General features: G+C 65.9%; 24 protein-coding genes. 22 read left to right on the top strand and 2 right to left on the bottom strand.

The genetic code is table 11. The annotated features are described in order from the left end of the window. From VHS75_RS15195 to VHS75_RS15110, 18 genes are all read left to right on the top strand, one after another. Positions 1 to 159: ribosomal protein S19 family protein (locus tag VHS75_RS15195; protein WP_329639456.1), on the top strand; the 159-nt coding region annotated here is incomplete at its 5' end. A 2-nt stretch (positions 160 to 161) separates the two neighbouring features. After that, positions 162 to 542: a 50S ribosomal protein L22 gene (rplV, locus tag VHS75_RS15190; protein ID WP_293370218.1), complete on the top strand. Its 381-nt coding sequence runs from the start codon at positions 162 to 164 to the stop codon at positions 540 to 542. After that, on the top strand, positions 542 to 1,303 hold the full coding sequence (gene rpsC / locus VHS75_RS15185) for a 30S ribosomal protein S3 (RefSeq protein ID WP_325553222.1): 762 nt from the start codon (positions 542 to 544) through the stop codon (positions 1,301 to 1,303). Before rplV ends, rpsC begins: the two co-directional genes overlap by 1 nt. Positions 1,304 to 1,314: 11 nt before the next feature. Next, a complete protein-coding gene (gene rplP / locus VHS75_RS15180; protein WP_329639455.1) occupies positions 1,315 to 1,746 on the top strand; it encodes a 50S ribosomal protein L16 in 432 nt (143 codons plus the stop codon). Next, entirely contained in the window at positions 1,746 to 1,940 is a 195-nt protein-coding gene (rpmC, locus tag VHS75_RS15175; protein WP_329639454.1) for a 50S ribosomal protein L29, read from the top strand. Before rplP ends, rpmC begins: the two co-directional genes overlap by 1 nt. A gap of 13 nt (positions 1,941 to 1,953) precedes the next feature. After that, positions 1,954 to 2,205: a 30S ribosomal protein S17 gene (gene rpsQ, locus VHS75_RS15170; protein ID WP_325553227.1), complete on the top strand. Its 252-nt coding sequence runs from the start codon at positions 1,954 to 1,956 to the stop codon at positions 2,203 to 2,205. A gap of 13 nt (positions 2,206 to 2,218) precedes the next feature. Beyond that, the gene (gene rplN, locus VHS75_RS15165; RefSeq protein WP_056018090.1) at positions 2,219 to 2,587 is read left to right on the top strand and encodes a 50S ribosomal protein L14; all 369 of its coding nucleotides are present in this window, start codon (positions 2,219 to 2,221) and stop codon (positions 2,585 to 2,587) included. Further along, positions 2,587 to 2,904, top strand: coding sequence for a 50S ribosomal protein L24 (rplX, locus tag VHS75_RS15160; RefSeq protein WP_329639453.1), 318 nt, complete (start codon positions 2,587 to 2,589; stop codon positions 2,902 to 2,904). The genes rplN and rplX overlap by 1 nt, the downstream gene beginning before the upstream one ends. Further along, the gene (rplE, locus tag VHS75_RS15155; RefSeq protein ID WP_329639452.1) at positions 2,897 to 3,466 is read left to right on the top strand and encodes a 50S ribosomal protein L5; all 570 of its coding nucleotides are present in this window, start codon (positions 2,897 to 2,899) and stop codon (positions 3,464 to 3,466) included. The genes rplX and rplE overlap by 8 nt, the downstream gene beginning before the upstream one ends. A gap of 20 nt (positions 3,467 to 3,486) precedes the next feature. Then, the gene (gene rpsN, locus VHS75_RS15150) at positions 3,487 to 3,792 is read left to right on the top strand and encodes a 30S ribosomal protein S14 (protein ID WP_325553233.1); all 306 of its coding nucleotides are present in this window, start codon (positions 3,487 to 3,489) and stop codon (positions 3,790 to 3,792) included. Positions 3,793 to 3,804: 12 nt separating this feature from the next. Then, positions 3,805 to 4,200, top strand: coding sequence for a 30S ribosomal protein S8 (gene rpsH, locus VHS75_RS15145; protein ID WP_325553234.1), 396 nt, complete (start codon positions 3,805 to 3,807; stop codon positions 4,198 to 4,200). Position 4,201: 1 nt separating this feature from the next. Beyond that, positions 4,202 to 4,735, top strand: a complete 534-nt coding sequence (gene rplF / locus VHS75_RS15140) for a 50S ribosomal protein L6 (RefSeq protein ID WP_329639451.1) — start codon at positions 4,202 to 4,204, stop codon at positions 4,733 to 4,735. A gap of 3 nt (positions 4,736 to 4,738) precedes the next feature. Next, positions 4,739 to 5,098, top strand: coding sequence for a 50S ribosomal protein L18 (gene rplR, locus VHS75_RS15135; RefSeq protein ID WP_329639450.1), 360 nt, complete (start codon positions 4,739 to 4,741; stop codon positions 5,096 to 5,098). A 10-nt stretch (positions 5,099 to 5,108) separates the two neighbouring features. Then, positions 5,109 to 5,702: a 30S ribosomal protein S5 gene (gene rpsE / locus VHS75_RS15130; protein ID WP_329639449.1), complete on the top strand. Its 594-nt coding sequence runs from the start codon at positions 5,109 to 5,111 to the stop codon at positions 5,700 to 5,702. 6 nt (positions 5,703 to 5,708) lie between these two features. Next, positions 5,709 to 5,903: a 50S ribosomal protein L30 gene (rpmD, locus tag VHS75_RS15125; protein WP_329639448.1), complete on the top strand. Its 195-nt coding sequence runs from the start codon at positions 5,709 to 5,711 to the stop codon at positions 5,901 to 5,903. A gap of 81 nt (positions 5,904 to 5,984) precedes the next feature. Further along, entirely contained in the window at positions 5,985 to 6,470 is a 486-nt protein-coding gene (gene rplO / locus VHS75_RS15120; RefSeq protein ID WP_329639447.1) for a 50S ribosomal protein L15, read from the top strand. Between the two features lie 89 nt (positions 6,471 to 6,559). Beyond that, on the top strand, positions 6,560 to 7,909 hold the full coding sequence (gene secY / locus VHS75_RS15115) for a preprotein translocase subunit SecY (RefSeq protein WP_329639446.1): 1,350 nt from the start codon (positions 6,560 to 6,562) through the stop codon (positions 7,907 to 7,909). Positions 7,910 to 7,958: 49 nt separating this feature from the next. After that, positions 7,959 to 8,528, top strand: coding sequence for an adenylate kinase (locus VHS75_RS15110; protein ID WP_329639445.1), 570 nt, complete (start codon positions 7,959 to 7,961; stop codon positions 8,526 to 8,528). Between the two features lie 114 nt (positions 8,529 to 8,642). Here VHS75_RS15110 and VHS75_RS15105 read toward each other — a convergent pair whose 3' ends face one another. Then, positions 8,643 to 9,674 carry an adenosine deaminase gene (locus VHS75_RS15105; protein ID WP_329639444.1) on the bottom strand — a complete coding sequence of 344 codons (1,032 nt, stop codon included), beginning with the start codon at positions 9,672 to 9,674 and terminating at the stop codon, positions 8,643 to 8,645. A 90-nt stretch (positions 9,675 to 9,764) separates the two neighbouring features. Here VHS75_RS15105 and VHS75_RS23115 point away from each other — a divergent pair, with 90 nt between their 5' ends. After that, positions 9,765 to 9,950: a hypothetical protein gene (locus VHS75_RS23115; RefSeq protein ID WP_414694328.1), complete on the top strand. Its 186-nt coding sequence runs from the start codon at positions 9,765 to 9,767 to the stop codon at positions 9,948 to 9,950. Positions 9,951 to 10,239: 289 nt separating this feature from the next. After that, a complete protein-coding gene (locus VHS75_RS15095; RefSeq protein ID WP_329639443.1) occupies positions 10,240 to 11,790 on the top strand; it encodes an amidase family protein in 1,551 nt (516 codons plus the stop codon). On the opposite strand, the gene VHS75_RS15090 is transcribed toward VHS75_RS15095, so the two are convergent. Then, complete coding sequence (locus VHS75_RS15090) at positions 11,757 to 13,082, bottom strand: amidohydrolase family protein (RefSeq protein ID WP_329639442.1); 1,326 nt, start codon at positions 13,080 to 13,082, stop codon at positions 11,757 to 11,759. The genes VHS75_RS15095 and VHS75_RS15090 overlap by 34 nt on opposite strands. A gap of 344 nt (positions 13,083 to 13,426) precedes the next feature. On the opposite strand from VHS75_RS15090, the gene rpsM reads away from it, so the two are divergent. After that, positions 13,427 to 13,795 (top strand): 30S ribosomal protein S13, encoded by a 369-nt coding sequence (gene rpsM, locus VHS75_RS15085; RefSeq protein WP_293367171.1) that lies wholly within the window; start codon positions 13,427 to 13,429, stop codon positions 13,793 to 13,795. A 12-nt stretch (positions 13,796 to 13,807) separates the two neighbouring features. Continuing rightward, positions 13,808 to 14,197 (top strand): 30S ribosomal protein S11, encoded by a 390-nt coding sequence (gene rpsK, locus VHS75_RS15080; protein WP_293367170.1) that lies wholly within the window; start codon positions 13,808 to 13,810, stop codon positions 14,195 to 14,197. The last annotated feature ends 4 nt before the right edge of the window (positions 14,198 to 14,201 follow it).

The raw sequence follows: 14,201 nt of genomic DNA, 5'->3' as shown, positions 1-14,201 counted from the left end.
ATGCCGCAGTTCGTGGGTCTCACGTTCGGCGTGCACAACGGCCAGAAGCACGTCCCCGTGCACGTGTCGGAAGACATGGTCGGCATGAAGCTGGGCGAGTTCGCGCCCACCCGCTTCTTCCCCGGCCACGCCGCCGACAAGAAGGCCAAGAGGAAGTAGCCATGTCGCAGACGAAAAAAGTCCGCCGCCTGGCCGGTATTGAAGCGATGTGCAAGGTCCGCACTCTGCGCACCAGCGCGCGTAAGCTGAACCTGGTCGCTCAGTCGATCCGCGGCCTCAAGGTCCAGCGGGCGCTGAACGAGCTGGAATTCAGCCACAAGCGCATCGCGATCGACGTCCGCAAGGCGCTCTATTCGGCGATCTCCAATGCCGAGAACAACCACAACCTCGACATCGACTCCCTGGTCGTGGCCGAGGCCTACGTGGGCAAGAACCTGGTGATGAAGCGCTTCTCCGCCCGTGCGCGGGGTCGTGCGTCGCGCATCGAAAAGCCGTTCAGCGAGATCACCATCGTGGTCCGCGAACTGGGTGAGGCCGCCTGATGGGTCAGAAAGTCAATCCGGTCGGGCTGCGGCTCGGCATCAACCGCACCTGGGACAGCCGTTGGTTCGCCGACGGCGCCGAGTACGGCAAGCTGCTGCACGAGGACATCAAGGTCCGCCGCGCGCTGAAGAAGCGCCTGTATCAGGCCGGCGTGTCGCGCATCACCATCGAGCGTCCGCACAAGAAGTGCCGCATCACCATCTATGCCGCGCGCCCCGGCGTGATCATCGGCAAGAAGGGCGCCGACATCGACAAGCTGCGCAAGGACATCGCGGCGATGACGGACGGCGAGGTTCACCTGAACATCGTCGAAATCCGCAAGCCCGAGACCGACGCTCAGCTGATCGCCGAGAACATCGCCCAGCAGCTGGAGCGCCGCGTGGCCTTCCGCCGCGCCATGAAGCGTTCGATGCAGTCGGCCATGCGTCTCGGCGCCAAGGGCGTCCGCATCAACGTCTCCGGCCGCCTCGGCGGCGCGGAAATCGCGCGGATGGAATGGTATCGCGAAGGCCGCGTGCCGCTGCACACCTTGCGCGCCGACATCGACTACGGCTTCACCGAGGCCAAGACCACCTACGGCATCATTGGCGTGAAGGTCTGGGTCTTCAAAGGCGAAGTCCTCGAGCACGACCCGATGGCGCTGGACAAGCGTCTGGCCGGCGAAAGCGGGCCTGCGGGTGAAGGCGGCGGTCGTGACCGCTCCGGCGATCGCCCCGACCGCGGCCCGCGCCGCGATCGGCGCGAGCAGGCGAACGCTTAAGGGTCTGACCGATGCTGTCTCCGAAAAAGACCAAGTACCGCAAGCAGTTCAAGGGCAAGATCCACGGTCTTGCCAAGAGCGGCTTCACGCTGAACTTCGGCTCCTACGGCCTGAAGTCGGTTGAGCCCGAGCGCATTACCGCGCGCCAGATCGAAGCGGCCCGCCGTGCGATCACGCGTCAGATGAAGCGCCAGGGCCGGGTGTGGATCCGGATCTTCCCGGACGTGCCGGTCACCGACAAGCCGGCCGAAGTGCGGATGGGCAAGGGCAAGGGCTCCGTCGAGTACTGGGCCGCCCGCGTCCACCCGGGCCGGATCATGTTTGAAATCGACGGCGTGCCGGACGATGTGGCCCGTGAAGCCCTGCGCCTCGGCGCGGCGAAGCTTCCGGTGAAGACCCGCATCGTCTCGCGCATCGACGCCCCCGCCGCGGAGCACGCGTGATGAAGATCGACGAAGTTCGCGGGCTCACGCCCGACCAGCTGGCCGACCAACTGATCAGCCTGAAGAAGGAGCAGTTCAACCTGCGCTTCCAGAAGGCGACCGGCCAGATCGAGAAGACCCACCGCGTGGATCAGGTGCGCAAGGATATCGCGCGCATCAAGACCCACCTGCGGACCAAGCAGGCGCAGGCCTGAGGAGAGCTGACAGATGCCGAAACGAATTCTCGAGGGCGTTGTCGTCTCCGATAAGGGCGACAAGACGGTGGTGGTGAAGGTCGAACGGACCTTCCTGCACCCGGTGCTGAAGAAGACCGTCCGTCGGTCGAAGAAGTACCACGCCCACGACGAGGCGAACGCCTACAAGGCCGGCGACAACGCGCGCATCATCGAATGCGCGCCGAAGTCGAAAACCAAGACTTGGGAGGTGCTGCCTAAGGGCGGCGCCGACCAGGCAGCGTAGGGGATCAGAACCAATGATCCAGATGCAAACTAACCTGGAAGTCGCCGACAACTCCGGCGCTCGCCGAGTCATGTGCATCAAGGTGCTGGGCGGCGCGGGGCGCCGTTATGCCGGCGTCGGTGACAAGATCGTGGTCTCCGTGAAGGAAGCCATTCCGCGCGGCCGCGTGAAGAAGGGCGATGTGCTGCAGGCCATCGTCGTGCGCACGTCCTCGGCCATCAAGCGCAAGGACGGTTCGGTCATCCGCTTCGACAAGAACGCGGCGGTGATCGTCAACAAGCAAAGCGAGCCGATCGGCACGCGGATCTTCGGCCCGGTTCCCCGTGAACTGCGCGCCAAGAACCACATGAAGATCATCTCCCTCGCTCCTGAGGTGCTGTGATGGCGGCGAAGATCAAAAAAGGGGACCGCGTCGTGGTCCTGACCGGCAAGGACAAGGGCCGCACCGGCTCGGTCTCCAAGGTCATGCCGAAGGAAGAGCGCGTCGTGGTCGGCGGCCTGAACCTGGTTCAGCGCCACACCCGTCCCACGCAAGGCGACCCGCAAGGCGGCATCAAGAGCAAGGAAGCCCCGATCCACATCTCGAATGTGGCCGTGGTGGACTCCAAGGGTAAGCCCACCCGCGTTGGCTTCCGCACGGAAGGCGACAAGAAGGTCCGGTTCGCGAAGACGACCGGCGAGGTGATCGCAAATGGCTGAGCAAGCTTACGAACCGCGGCTGAAGACCGACTACCGGAGCCGTATCCGGGCGTCGCTCAAGGAGCAGTTCGGCTACACGAACGAGATGCAGATCCCCAAGCTGGACAAGATCGTCCTGAACATGGGCATCGGCGAATCCGTGGCCGACTCCAAGAAGGTCAACGCCGCCATCGCCGACCTCGCGAAGATCGCGGGCCAAAAGCCCGTGCCGACCAAGGCGCGCACCTCCATCGCCGGCTTCAAGCTGCGCGAAGGCATGGTGATCGGGGCCAAGGTGACCCTTCGCGCCGACCGCATGTATGAGTTCCTGGACCGCCTGATAACCATCGCGCTGCCGCGGGTGAAGGACTTCCGGGGCCTCAAGCCGACCTCGTTCGATGGCCGGGGCAACTACGCCCTGGGTCTTCGCGAACACATCGTGTTCCCGGAGATCAACTACGACGAGATCGACCAGATGTGGGGCATGGACATCATCGTCGCCACGACCGCGAAGACCGATGACGAAGCGCGCGCGCTTCTCAAGGAATTCCAGTTCCCGTTCGTTCAGGCCCAAGCGGCTTAGGGCGGGGAGGAAAGAGCACCATGGCTAAGAAAAGCGCCGTCAACCGCAACCTGCGGGTCCAGGCCCTCGTCAAGCAATACGCCGCCAAGCGCACCGAGCTGAAGGCGATTGCGAACAACGAGGCTCTGCCGCTGGAAGAACGTTTTGAAGCCCGGCTGAAGCTGGCGGAATTGCCGCGCAGTTCGTCCAAGACCCGCATCCGTAACCGGTGCCTGGTGACTGGCCGTCCGCGCGCCTACTACCGCAAGCTGAAGATGAGCCGGATCTCCCTGCGCGACCTCGGTTCGCACGGGCTGATCCCCGGCCTCGTCAAGTCGAGCTGGTAGGGGAGGTCACAGATGGTCAACGATCCCATCGGCGATCTGATCGCCCGCATCAAGAACGCCGCCATCCGCGGCCGCTCGAAGGTGATGACGCCCGCGTCGAAGATGCGCGCCCGTCTCCTCGACGTGCTGACCGACGAAGGCTACATCCGCGGCTACCACTTGGTGGAAAAGCCCGGCGCCTTCCCGGAGTTCGAGATTGAGCTGAAGTACTTCGATGGCGCGCCCGTCATCGTCGACATCGCCCGCATCTCGAAGCCTGGCCGTCGCGTCTATTCGTCGATCAAGGACCTGAAGCCCGTGAAGAACGGTCTCGGGATCTCGATCCTGTCGACGCCGAAGGGCGTCATGTCGGACACGGCCGCGCGCGACGCGAACGTGGGCGGCGAAGTCCTCTGCCGGGTCTACTGATATGTCTCGTATCGGAAAGAAGGCGGTCGCGGTCCCCGCTGGGGTGACGGTGACCCTCGATGGCCAGACGGTCACGGTGAAGGGGCCCAAGGGCCAACTCGCCTGGACGGTCGCCGAAGAGATCGAAGTGCGCCAGGAGAACGGCGAACTGACGCTCTCCAAGAAGGTCGAGGGCCAGCGCGCCCAGGCCATGTGGGGCCTGTCCCGCAGCCTGGTCGCCAACATGGTCACCGGCGTCACCACCGGCTTCGAACAGACGCTGGAACTGGTGGGCGTGGGCTATCGCGCGGCGATGAAGGGCCAGGCGCTCTCCATGCAGCTGGGCTTCAGCCACGACGTCGACATCCCGGCCCCGACTGGCATCGCCTTCGCTGTGCCGAAGCAGACCGAAATCAAGATCAGCGGCATCGACAAGCAGGCCGTTGGCGAGATGGCCGCCCGCATCCGCCGCATCCGTCCGCCGGAGCCCTACAAGGGCAAGGGCGTGCGCTATGCCGGCGAGCAGGTTCGTCGCAAGGAAGGCAAGAAGAAGTAGGTCATGGCTCTTTCCTCCCGAGATTCCTCGCAGAAGCGCGCGCAACGCACGCGCATCCGCCTGCGCAAGCTGGCCAACGGGCGTCCGCGCCTGTCGGTTTTCCGCTCGTCGAAGAACATCTACGCCCAGGTCATCGATGATGAGCGCGGCGTGACGCTGGCCGCCGCCTCGTCGCTGGAAGGCGACGAGAAGGCCAAGAAGGGCGCCGACAAGGACGCCGCGGCCCGCGTGGGCGCTCTGGTGGCGCAACGCGCCATCGAAAAGGGCGTCAAGGACGTGGTCTTCGATCGCGGTGGCTATCTCTATCACGGTCGGGTGAAGGCGCTGGCTGATGCCGCGCGTGAAGCCGGCCTGAACTTCTAAGGAACGCTAGATGGCTCGCAGGGACGACAACCGCGGCGGCAATCGCAACAATCGCGAAGAAGAACGCGATAGCGAAATCGTCGAAAAGCTGGTGCACATCAACCGCGTCGCCGCCACCGTGAAGGGCGGGCGCCGGTTCTCCTTCGCCGCTCTGATGGTCGTCGGCGACCAGAAGGGCCGCGTCGGCTTCGGTCACGGCAAGGCGCGCGAAGTGCCGGAAGCCATCCGCAAGGCGACCGAAGAAGCCAAGAAGACGATGATCCGCGTGCCGCTGCGCGAAAGCCGCACGTTGCACCACGACGGCAATGGCCGTTGGGGCGCGGGCAAGGTGATGGTCCGCTCGGCGCCTCCGGGCACCGGCGTCATCGCCGGCGGTCCGATGCGCGCGGTTCTGGAAACCCTGGGCGTCCAGGACGTGGTCGGCAAGTCGGTCGGCTCGTCCAACCCCTACAACATGGTGCGCGCGACGTTCGAGGCCCTGAAGGCTCAGTCGTCGCCGCGTCAGGTCGCGGCCAAGCGCGGCAAGAAGGTCTCGGATGTCATCGGCCGCCGCGCCGATGGCGCCTCGACGCCTGCCGCCGACACCGCGGACGTCGAAGGATAATCCGACATGGCCACCAAGTCTGAAGCCAAGATCACCGTCCGCCAGACCGGCAGCCCGATCCGCCGCAAGAAGGATCAGCGCGCGACGCTTTCGGGCCTCGGCCTGAACCGCGTCGGCCGCGTCTCGACGCTGGAAGACACCCCCTCCGTGCGCGGCATGATCGCCAAGGTCGCCCACATGGTCGAGGTGGTGAAGGACTAAGCGCCTTCATCGTCCAGTCAAACTTACATCAGCCGAGTCAGGGCCTTAGCCCTGGCGATTGATCTCCAAGGAGAGGCGCCTATGACCAAACTCAACGAACTTTCGCCGCGTGAAGGCTCCACCAAGGGCCGGATGCGCGTCGGCCGCGGCCCGGGCTCGGGCAAAGGCAAGACCGCCGGTCGCGGCGTGAAGGGCCAGAAGGCGCGCTCCGGCGTCGCCATCGCCGGCTTCGAAGGCGGCCAGATGCCGCTGCACATGCGCATGCCCAAGCGCGGCTTCAAATCCCGCAACCGCCTGGACTTCGCCGAAGTGAACTTCTGGCGCCTGGAACAGGCGATCGCCGCCGGCAAGCTCGACGCCAAGAAGGCCATCGGCGCCGACGAACTGCTGAAGGCCGGCGTCATCCGCCGCGCCAAGGACGGCGTGCGTCTGCTGGGCAAGGGCGAACTGAAGACCAAGCTCAACATCACCGTCCACTCCGCGTCCGCCGCGGCGGTTGCGGCGGTCGAAAAGGCCGGCGGCACGGTCACCACCACCAAGAAGGAAGCTCCGGCCGTCGAGGCCTGAGCCGGACTGCGACCATTCCGGCCTCGCAACTGGGGCCGGCGTGTCCTATCTGGTGCGGACCACACGTGGTGAGTCAGGGGATCTGGTGAATGGCTTCGGCCGCTGAACAACTCGCAGCCAATCTGAACGTCGAGGCCTTTTCGAAGGCCACGGAGCTGCACAAGCGACTGATCTTCACCCTGGTGGCGATGGTCGTCTATCGGATCGGCTGCTACGTCCCGATCCCCGGCATCAACATCGCGGCGTTCAGCCAGGCCTTCCAGGGCCAGGCCAGCGGCATCCTCGGCATGTTCAACATGTTCTCCGGCGGCGCCGTGCGGAACATGGCGGTCTTCGCCCTGAACGTAATGCCCTACATCTCGTCTTCGATCATCGTGCAGCTCATGGGCACCATCTATCCGCCCTGGGAAAAGCTGCGGAAGGAAGGTGGCGAGGCGGGGCGCAAGCAGCTCAATCAGTACACCCGCTACCTGACGGTGATCCTGGCGCTCTTCCAGTCCTTCGGCATCGCCATGGGCCTGCAGGCGGGCAACGGGATCGTCGACCATCCCGGCATCTTCTTCGTCGCCTCCACGGTGGCGACGCTGACCGGCGGCACGCTCTTCCTGATGTGGCTGGGCGAGCAGATCACCAGCCGCGGCGTCGGCAACGGCGTCTCGCTGATCATCTTCGCCGGCATCGTGGCCGTGTTCCCGCGCTATCTGGCCCAGGCCTTCTCGCTGGCCCGGACGGGCGCGATGAACCCCGGCGGCCTGGTGGTCATCTTCGCCCTGGTGATCGCGGTGACCATGGCCATCGTCTTCATGGAGCGCTCGCAGCGGCGGCTGCTCGTACAGTACCCGAAGCGTCAGGTGGGCAACCGCATGTTCGGCGGCGACACCTCGTTCCTGCCGCTGAAGATCAACACCTCCGGCGTGATCCCGCCGATCTTCGCCTCATCGCTGCTCTTGCTTCCGGGGACGGTGATGGGCTTCGCGGCGAACACGAACCTGCCGTCCTGGCTGCAATGGCTGCCCGGCGCGGTGGGCCAGCTGCAGCATGGCCGGCCGGCGTTCATGGTGGCCTACGGCGCGCTGATCATCTTCTTCTGCTTCTTCTACACCTCCGTGGTGTTCAACCCGGAGGACACTGCGGAGAACCTGCGCAAGTACGGCGGCTTCATGCCCGGCATCCGCCCCGGCAAGCGCACGGCGGAATATCTCGACTTCGTGCTGACCCGTCTGACGGTGATCGGCGCGGCCTATATCGCCGTCGTCTGCCTGCTGCCGGAAGTCCTGATCGGCTACTACAACGCCCCCTTCTACATGGGCGGCACCTCGGTCTTGATCGTGGTCAGCGTCACCATGGACACGGTGACCCAAATCCAGTCACACCTCCTGGCGCACCAGTACGAGGGGCTGATCAAGAAGTCGAAGCTGCGGGGCAACCGCGGCCGCTAAGGGCAAGCATCGCAGGTCCCGCGAAGAGGGCCGGCGACGGGGAGGGCTGATGAATCTGATCCTGTTCGGGCCGCCGGCGGCGGGGAAGGGCACCCAGGCCAAGCGCCTGGTCGAGACCCGTAAGATGGTCCAGCTCTCCACCGGCGACATGCTGCGCGCCGCCATCGCCTCGGGCTCCGAGCTCGGCCAGCGCGTGGCCGGCGTCATGGAGCGCGGCGAGCTGGTCACCGACGAGATCGTCATCGCCCTGATCGAAGAACGCCTGCCCGAGGCCGAGGCCGCCGGCGGCGCGATCTTCGACGGCTTCCCGCGCACGCTCGCCCAGGCCGAGGCGCTGGACGGCATGCTGCAGCACCGCGGGTCGGGCATCGACCTGGTGATCCGCCTGAAGGTGGACGACCAGGCGCTGATGGACCGCATCGCCGGCCGCTTCGCCGAGAGCGGCCGCCCGGACGACAATCCCGACAGCTTCAAAGTCCGGCTCGACGCCTACAACACCCAGACCGCGCCGCTGCTCCCCTACTACAAGGGCCAGGGCAAGCTGGTGGAAGTCGACGGCATGGGCTCGATCGAGACGGTGGCGGGCGCGATCGACAAAGCACTGGATAAGCCGCGCTAACTCGATCCCGCTCATCCCCGCGAAGGCGGGGATCCATACGGTCTACAGACCCCGCAACGCTGACGATCGGCGCCGGACTCGGCTTGGGCCCCGCCTTCGCGGGGATGAGCGGAGTTATGGGTTCGCTTTGGCGTACGCATCGATCGCCGCCAGATGCGGTGCGACCTCGGCGGGTGTCAGGAACGAGCCGGTGAAGCTGTTCTTGGCGAGCACGATCAGTTCTTCGCGGGTCAGGCCGACCGCACTGGCGGTCTGGATCCAGTTCTCCGCCAGGTAGCCGCCGAAATAGGCCGGGTCGTCGGAGTTGACGGTGGCCTTCAGGCCCAGGCCCAGCATCCGCTTCAGCGGATGGACCTTCAGATCGTCGACCACGCAGAGTTTCAGGTTGGAGAGCGGACAGACGGTCAGCGTCATGCCGGACGTGGCCAGCCGCTCGACCAGGGCAGGGTCCTCCAGGCTGCGGTTGCCGTGGTCGATGCGGTCGACGCCCAGGACGTCCAGCGCCTCCCAGACATATTCCGGCGGGCCTTCCTCGCCGGCGTGGGCCACCAGCTTCAGGCCGCGGGCGCGGGCCTCGCGGTAGACTTTGGCGAACTTCGACGGCGGATGGCCGAGCTCGGAGGAATCCAGGCCGACGCCGCTGATCCGGCTGAGCCAGGGCTCGGCGGCCTTCAGCGTGGCGAAGGCGGCGGCCTCGTCCAGGTGACGCAGGAAACAGAGGATCAGCTTCGAGGTGATCCCAAGGCTGTCCTTGGCCTCGGCCATGCCGGACAGCAGACCTTCGATCGCCACCGAAAAGGGCAGGCCGCGGTCGGTGTGGGTCTGCGGGTCGAAGAACAGCTCCACATGGCGGCAGCCGTCGGCGGCGACCCGCCGGAAATAGGCCATGACCAGGTCGTGGAAGTCCCGCTCGGTCTGCAGCACCGCCGCGCCCTGATAGTAGATGTCCAGGAAATCCTGCAGGTTCGAGAAGGCGTAGGCCGCGCGGACCTCCTCCACCGTCTTGAACGGCAGGCTGACGCGATTGCGCCGCGCGAGCTCAAACATCTGCTCCGGCTCAAGGCTGCCCTCGATATGCAGGTGCAGTTCGGCCTTGGGCAGGCCGCGGATGAAGTCAGGGAGGATGAACTCAGCGTCGGTTGTCATGGGGCTACATCCGGGTCGGATGCGGCCCACGTCAAGCGGCTACCTCCCCCGTTTACGTGTTCAGACCGGGGACCATCCGTCGAAGAGCGGATGGTGGAGCAACCATGTTCATGTAGCGGGTTGCTTTCGCCAGGGCTGGCGGCGTTGGAGGACGAGGTTGGCGGCCTCGATAAGCTTTCGCAGGACGGCGACGATGACGACCTTGGCGGCTTTGCCTCGGGCGAGGAGTCGCTCGGCGAAGGCTTTCAGAGTGGGGTCGCAACGGCGGGCCTGTAGGCCGGCGAGATAGAGCATCCGACGCGGCCGGCTGCGCCCGCCGGAGATGGCGCACCTCGCCGAGAAACCCGCGGCGCCGGCGCGAAACCCGCATGCCAATGGGCCGGCCGCACGAGCGGACGACCGGAACGTCTGAGGTGGGGTGGGATGCGTACCTTCAACCTGTGACTAGCCAGAGGACCGGCGAGGTATGCTCACATAGCGTGTGCGAGGATTTCGCAGATGTGCACCCTTACAGATGCAATGATCCATCCCGACTGAGGTCAGGGGGCGCCAATTGGGCGGGGCGATGGACGACATCCTGCAAAGCGATGCGACCGAACAACTCAGCGCCCTGGAGGCAGGTCGCGTGAGCGCTAGCGAGTTGCTTCAGGCCGAGTTCGATCGCACGGATAAGCTCAATCCCGCGATCAACGCCGTGATAGCGCGCGACGCGGAGCGCGCAATTTCCGACGCGGCGGCTGTTGATGCGGCCCGGGCTCGCGGTGAGGCGCTGGGGGTGCTCGCCGGCCTGCCGATGACAGTGAAGGACATCTTCGACATTGAGGGCTTGCCCGCCAGCGTCGGCATGAAGTCGCTGCTCGGCCGTCCCGCAAAGGACGCCGACGCCGTGGCGCGGGTCCGCGCAACGGGTGCGCTCGTCTGGGGGCACACCAATGTGCCCGCCGGGTCCAGCGACTTTCAGACCTACAACGCGCTTTACGGGGTCACGCGCAATCCGTGGAACCTCGGGCGCACGCCGGGCGGATCGTCGGGCGGGGCGGCCGCCGCCGTCGCCGCGGGCTTCACCGCGCTGGAGGTCGGCGCGGACATAGGTGGCTCCCTCCGTATTCCGGCGGGCTTTTGCGGGATTGCCTGCCACCGACCGAGCTGGGGGCTCATATCCCAGCGCGGCATCGCCGCTCCGCCGGGGTATCTTTCGGACTACGATCTCCTGGTCGTCGGTCCGATGGCGCGCTCAGTGCGTGATCTGCAACTCCTGCTCACGGTCCTTGCCGACGTCGCTGTGTCGCCGACGCCGACGCTAGCCTCTTTGCGAATAGGCCTCTGGCTCGACGAGCCGACCTTCCCAATCGACCCGGAGGTTCGCACCGTGATTGAAGCCTTCGCAGGCGAGTTGCAGGGCGAAGGCGTCGCAGTCGATCCTGTAACCTTGCCTATTGCAGCCCGCGAAATGCTGTCGACCTACATGACCCTGCTGCTCGCCGCGATTAGTGGCGTGCTAGGCCCGGCGACGCGCGCAGTGTTCGACCTGTTTCGTGGCCCGGCCAAGCTCGCCGAAGTCTGCGGCGCTGGGCATCTGTCCTGGGCGCACGGCGTCCTGGGCTACACCGCGCGACACCATGAGTGGCTGGCCGCCAGCGAAGAGCGGGCGAGAATGACGGCCAGGGTCGCTCAGGCTTTCGCGCTGTATGACGCGATCCTCGCACCGGTCACCCCCACCACAGCCTTCGCCCATAACCACGCCGGCACGCAGGCAACTCGGTGGCTGTCGATGTCGGACGGCGGTCGCATTCGCTATCTTGAACAGGTCGACTGGATCGCCCTGGCCATCCTATGCGACCTGCCCGTGACGGTGATCCCGGTTGGCCTGGCTCCCGAAGGCATGCCCGTCGCAGTCCAGATCATCGGCCGCCCCGGCTCCGACGCCGCCACGTTGGCGATTGCTTCGGCGCTAGAGACTGTGACGGGCGGGTTTCGACCACCGCCGACCCTCATGAAGGGCGTAAGGCGGCCGTTGGATCCGCTTAGGCTCGATAGCCGACGCGCCGGCCACGGGCGGCCGGCAAATTGCGAACCTCGGCGCTACCTCGCGACCGCCACGCCCTTGGCCTTGTAGACGACGCCGCCCTTCATCACGAAGGCCACGTGCTCCAGCACGGTGACGTCCTTCAGCGGGTCGGCGTCGACGGCGATGATATCGGCGTAGCGGCCGGGCTGCACCGTGCCGATGTCGGCGGTGTCGCCGATCAGGTCGGCGGCGTTCCAGGTCGCGGCCTTGATGGCCTCCATCGGCGGCATGCCGGCGCCCACCAGCAGCTTGAACTCCTGGGCGTTCTCACCGTGGTTCGACATGCCGAAGGTGTCGGTGCCGAAGGCGATCTTCACGCCCGCCTCGTAGGCGTTGTGCATGTTCTGCAGCATGTAGGGCACCACTGTCAGGGCCTTCTGGACTGTGGAGGGATTTAGGTCCTCGGGATGGGCCTTGGCGTGCTCGACCACCTTGGCGCCGACCAGCATGGTGGGCACGAAATAGGTCCCATGGGCCTTGAACAGCTTGTAGCTCTCGGCATCGGCGTAGGTGCCGTGCTCGATGGAATCGACGCCCAGCTCGATCGTATGGTCGATGGCCTTCTTGCCGTGGGCGTGGGCGGCGACCTTCATGCCGAGCGAATGGGCGGTGTCGATCACCGCCTTGATCTCGTCGTCCTCCATCAACTGCAGCTTCGGGTCGTCGCCGATCGACATCACCCCGCCGGAGGGCATGATCTTGATGAGGTCGACGCCTTCCCGGCGCAGCCGGCGCACGGTCTTGCGCGCGGTTTCGGGGCTGTCGATCAGGTTGTCGGTCCAGCCGGGGTGCGAAATCTCCGGGTCCAGGCCGTCGGCGGCGTCGCCGTGGCCGCCTGTGGGGCCGAGCGGCGTTCCGGCCACCCACATGCGCGGACCCGGCAGGAGGCCGGCGTTGATCGCCCGCTTCAGCGCCACCACCACGCCGGTGGCGCTGCCCACGTCGCGGATCGAGGTGAAGCCCGCCATCAGGGTCGCGCGGGCGTTGTTCACCGCGTCGATCTCGTCGTCGAAGTCGGTGCGGGTCATCGCCGTGTGGATCGGGTCGCCCTTGTGGAAGCTCTGGGTGATGTGGACGTGGTCGTCGATCAGGCCCGGCAGGACGGTCGAGGCCGACAGGTCGACGATCTCGGCGCCGCTCGGGGCGGTGAAGCCGTCCTGGACCGCGGTGATCCGGTCGTCGTGGACGACGATGGTGACCTTCTCGCGCACGGCCTTGCCCGTGCCGTCGATCAGCCGCCCGGCATGGATCGCCAGGTCCTTGGCCGCCGCTGGAGACGCCGAGAACGCCAAAAGGGCCGCAAAACCCGCGGCTGCCATCATCCTGTTACGCGAAGCCATCAAAACCCTCCCCCGAATCGACGCGCCAAGTGAAGGCGCCGGAGGAGGCTGCGCAAGTGGGGCCACGTGGCCGCAATTGCATCCTTAGGCCTCTTCATGCTTTCCTTAGGCGTCCCCAGGCAGAGTCGAGGGGCGTTATGAGTACGGACCCGGGCAGGGGAGCACCCCTTGCGCCCGCTCTTTTCCGTTCATAAATGGGCGTTTCCGTTGTTGACGGACCGCCAACGATCCCTATAACGGAGCGCTTCCGCGAAAGAGCGCGAAGGACGAACCGGCTTGACCTTCGGGGCGAGGGGCCGGGGCGCCGTTCGCGCTTCTCTTGCGTGACCAGGAGAGATCGACACGTGGCCCGTATTGCTGGCGTCAACATTCCGACTAACAAGCGCGTGGTGATCGCGCTTCAGTACATCCATGGGATCGGCCCCGCGAAGGCTCGCGAGATCGTCTCCAAGGTGGGCATCGAGGACGCGCGCCGCGTCAATCAGCTCACCGACCAGGAAGTGCTGCAGATCCGCGAGACCATCGACCGCGACTTCACCGTCGAGGGCGACCTGCGCCGCGAGACCGCGGTCAACATCAAGCGCCTGATGGACCTGGCCTGCTATCGGGGCCTCCGTCACCGCAAGGGCCTGCCGGTCCGCGGCCAGCGCACCCACACCAACGCCCGGACCCGCAAGGGCCCCGCCAAGCCGATCGCCGGCAAGAAGAAGTAAGAGAGCGTATCGATGGCCAAAGAACCGGGTCGCGTCAAACGCCGCGAACGCAAGAACATCACCTCGGGCGTGGCGCATGTGAATGCCTCGTTCAACAACACCATGATCACCATCACCGATGCTCAGGGGAACACCATCTCCTGGTCCAGCGCCGGCATGATGGGATTCAAGGGGTCGCGGAAATCGACGCCCTACGCCGCCCAGATGGCGGCCGAGGACGCGGGCCGCAAGGCTGCTGAGCACGGCGTGAAGACCCTGGAAGTCAACGTTTCCGGCCCCGGTTCGGGCCGCGAGTCGGCGCTGCGCGCCTTGCAGGCCGTCGGCATGACCATCACCACCATTCGGGACGTGACGCCCATTCCGCACAACGGCTGCCGGCCGCCCAAGCGTCGGCGCGTCTAGTACG

The sequence above is a fragment of the Phenylobacterium sp. genome (genome assembly GCF_036264965.1).
Classification (GTDB): Bacteria; Pseudomonadota; Alphaproteobacteria; order Caulobacterales; family Caulobacteraceae; genus Phenylobacterium.
Note: the sequence above shows the minus strand (reverse complement) of the source record. Positions and strands in the feature narration are given on the sequence as shown.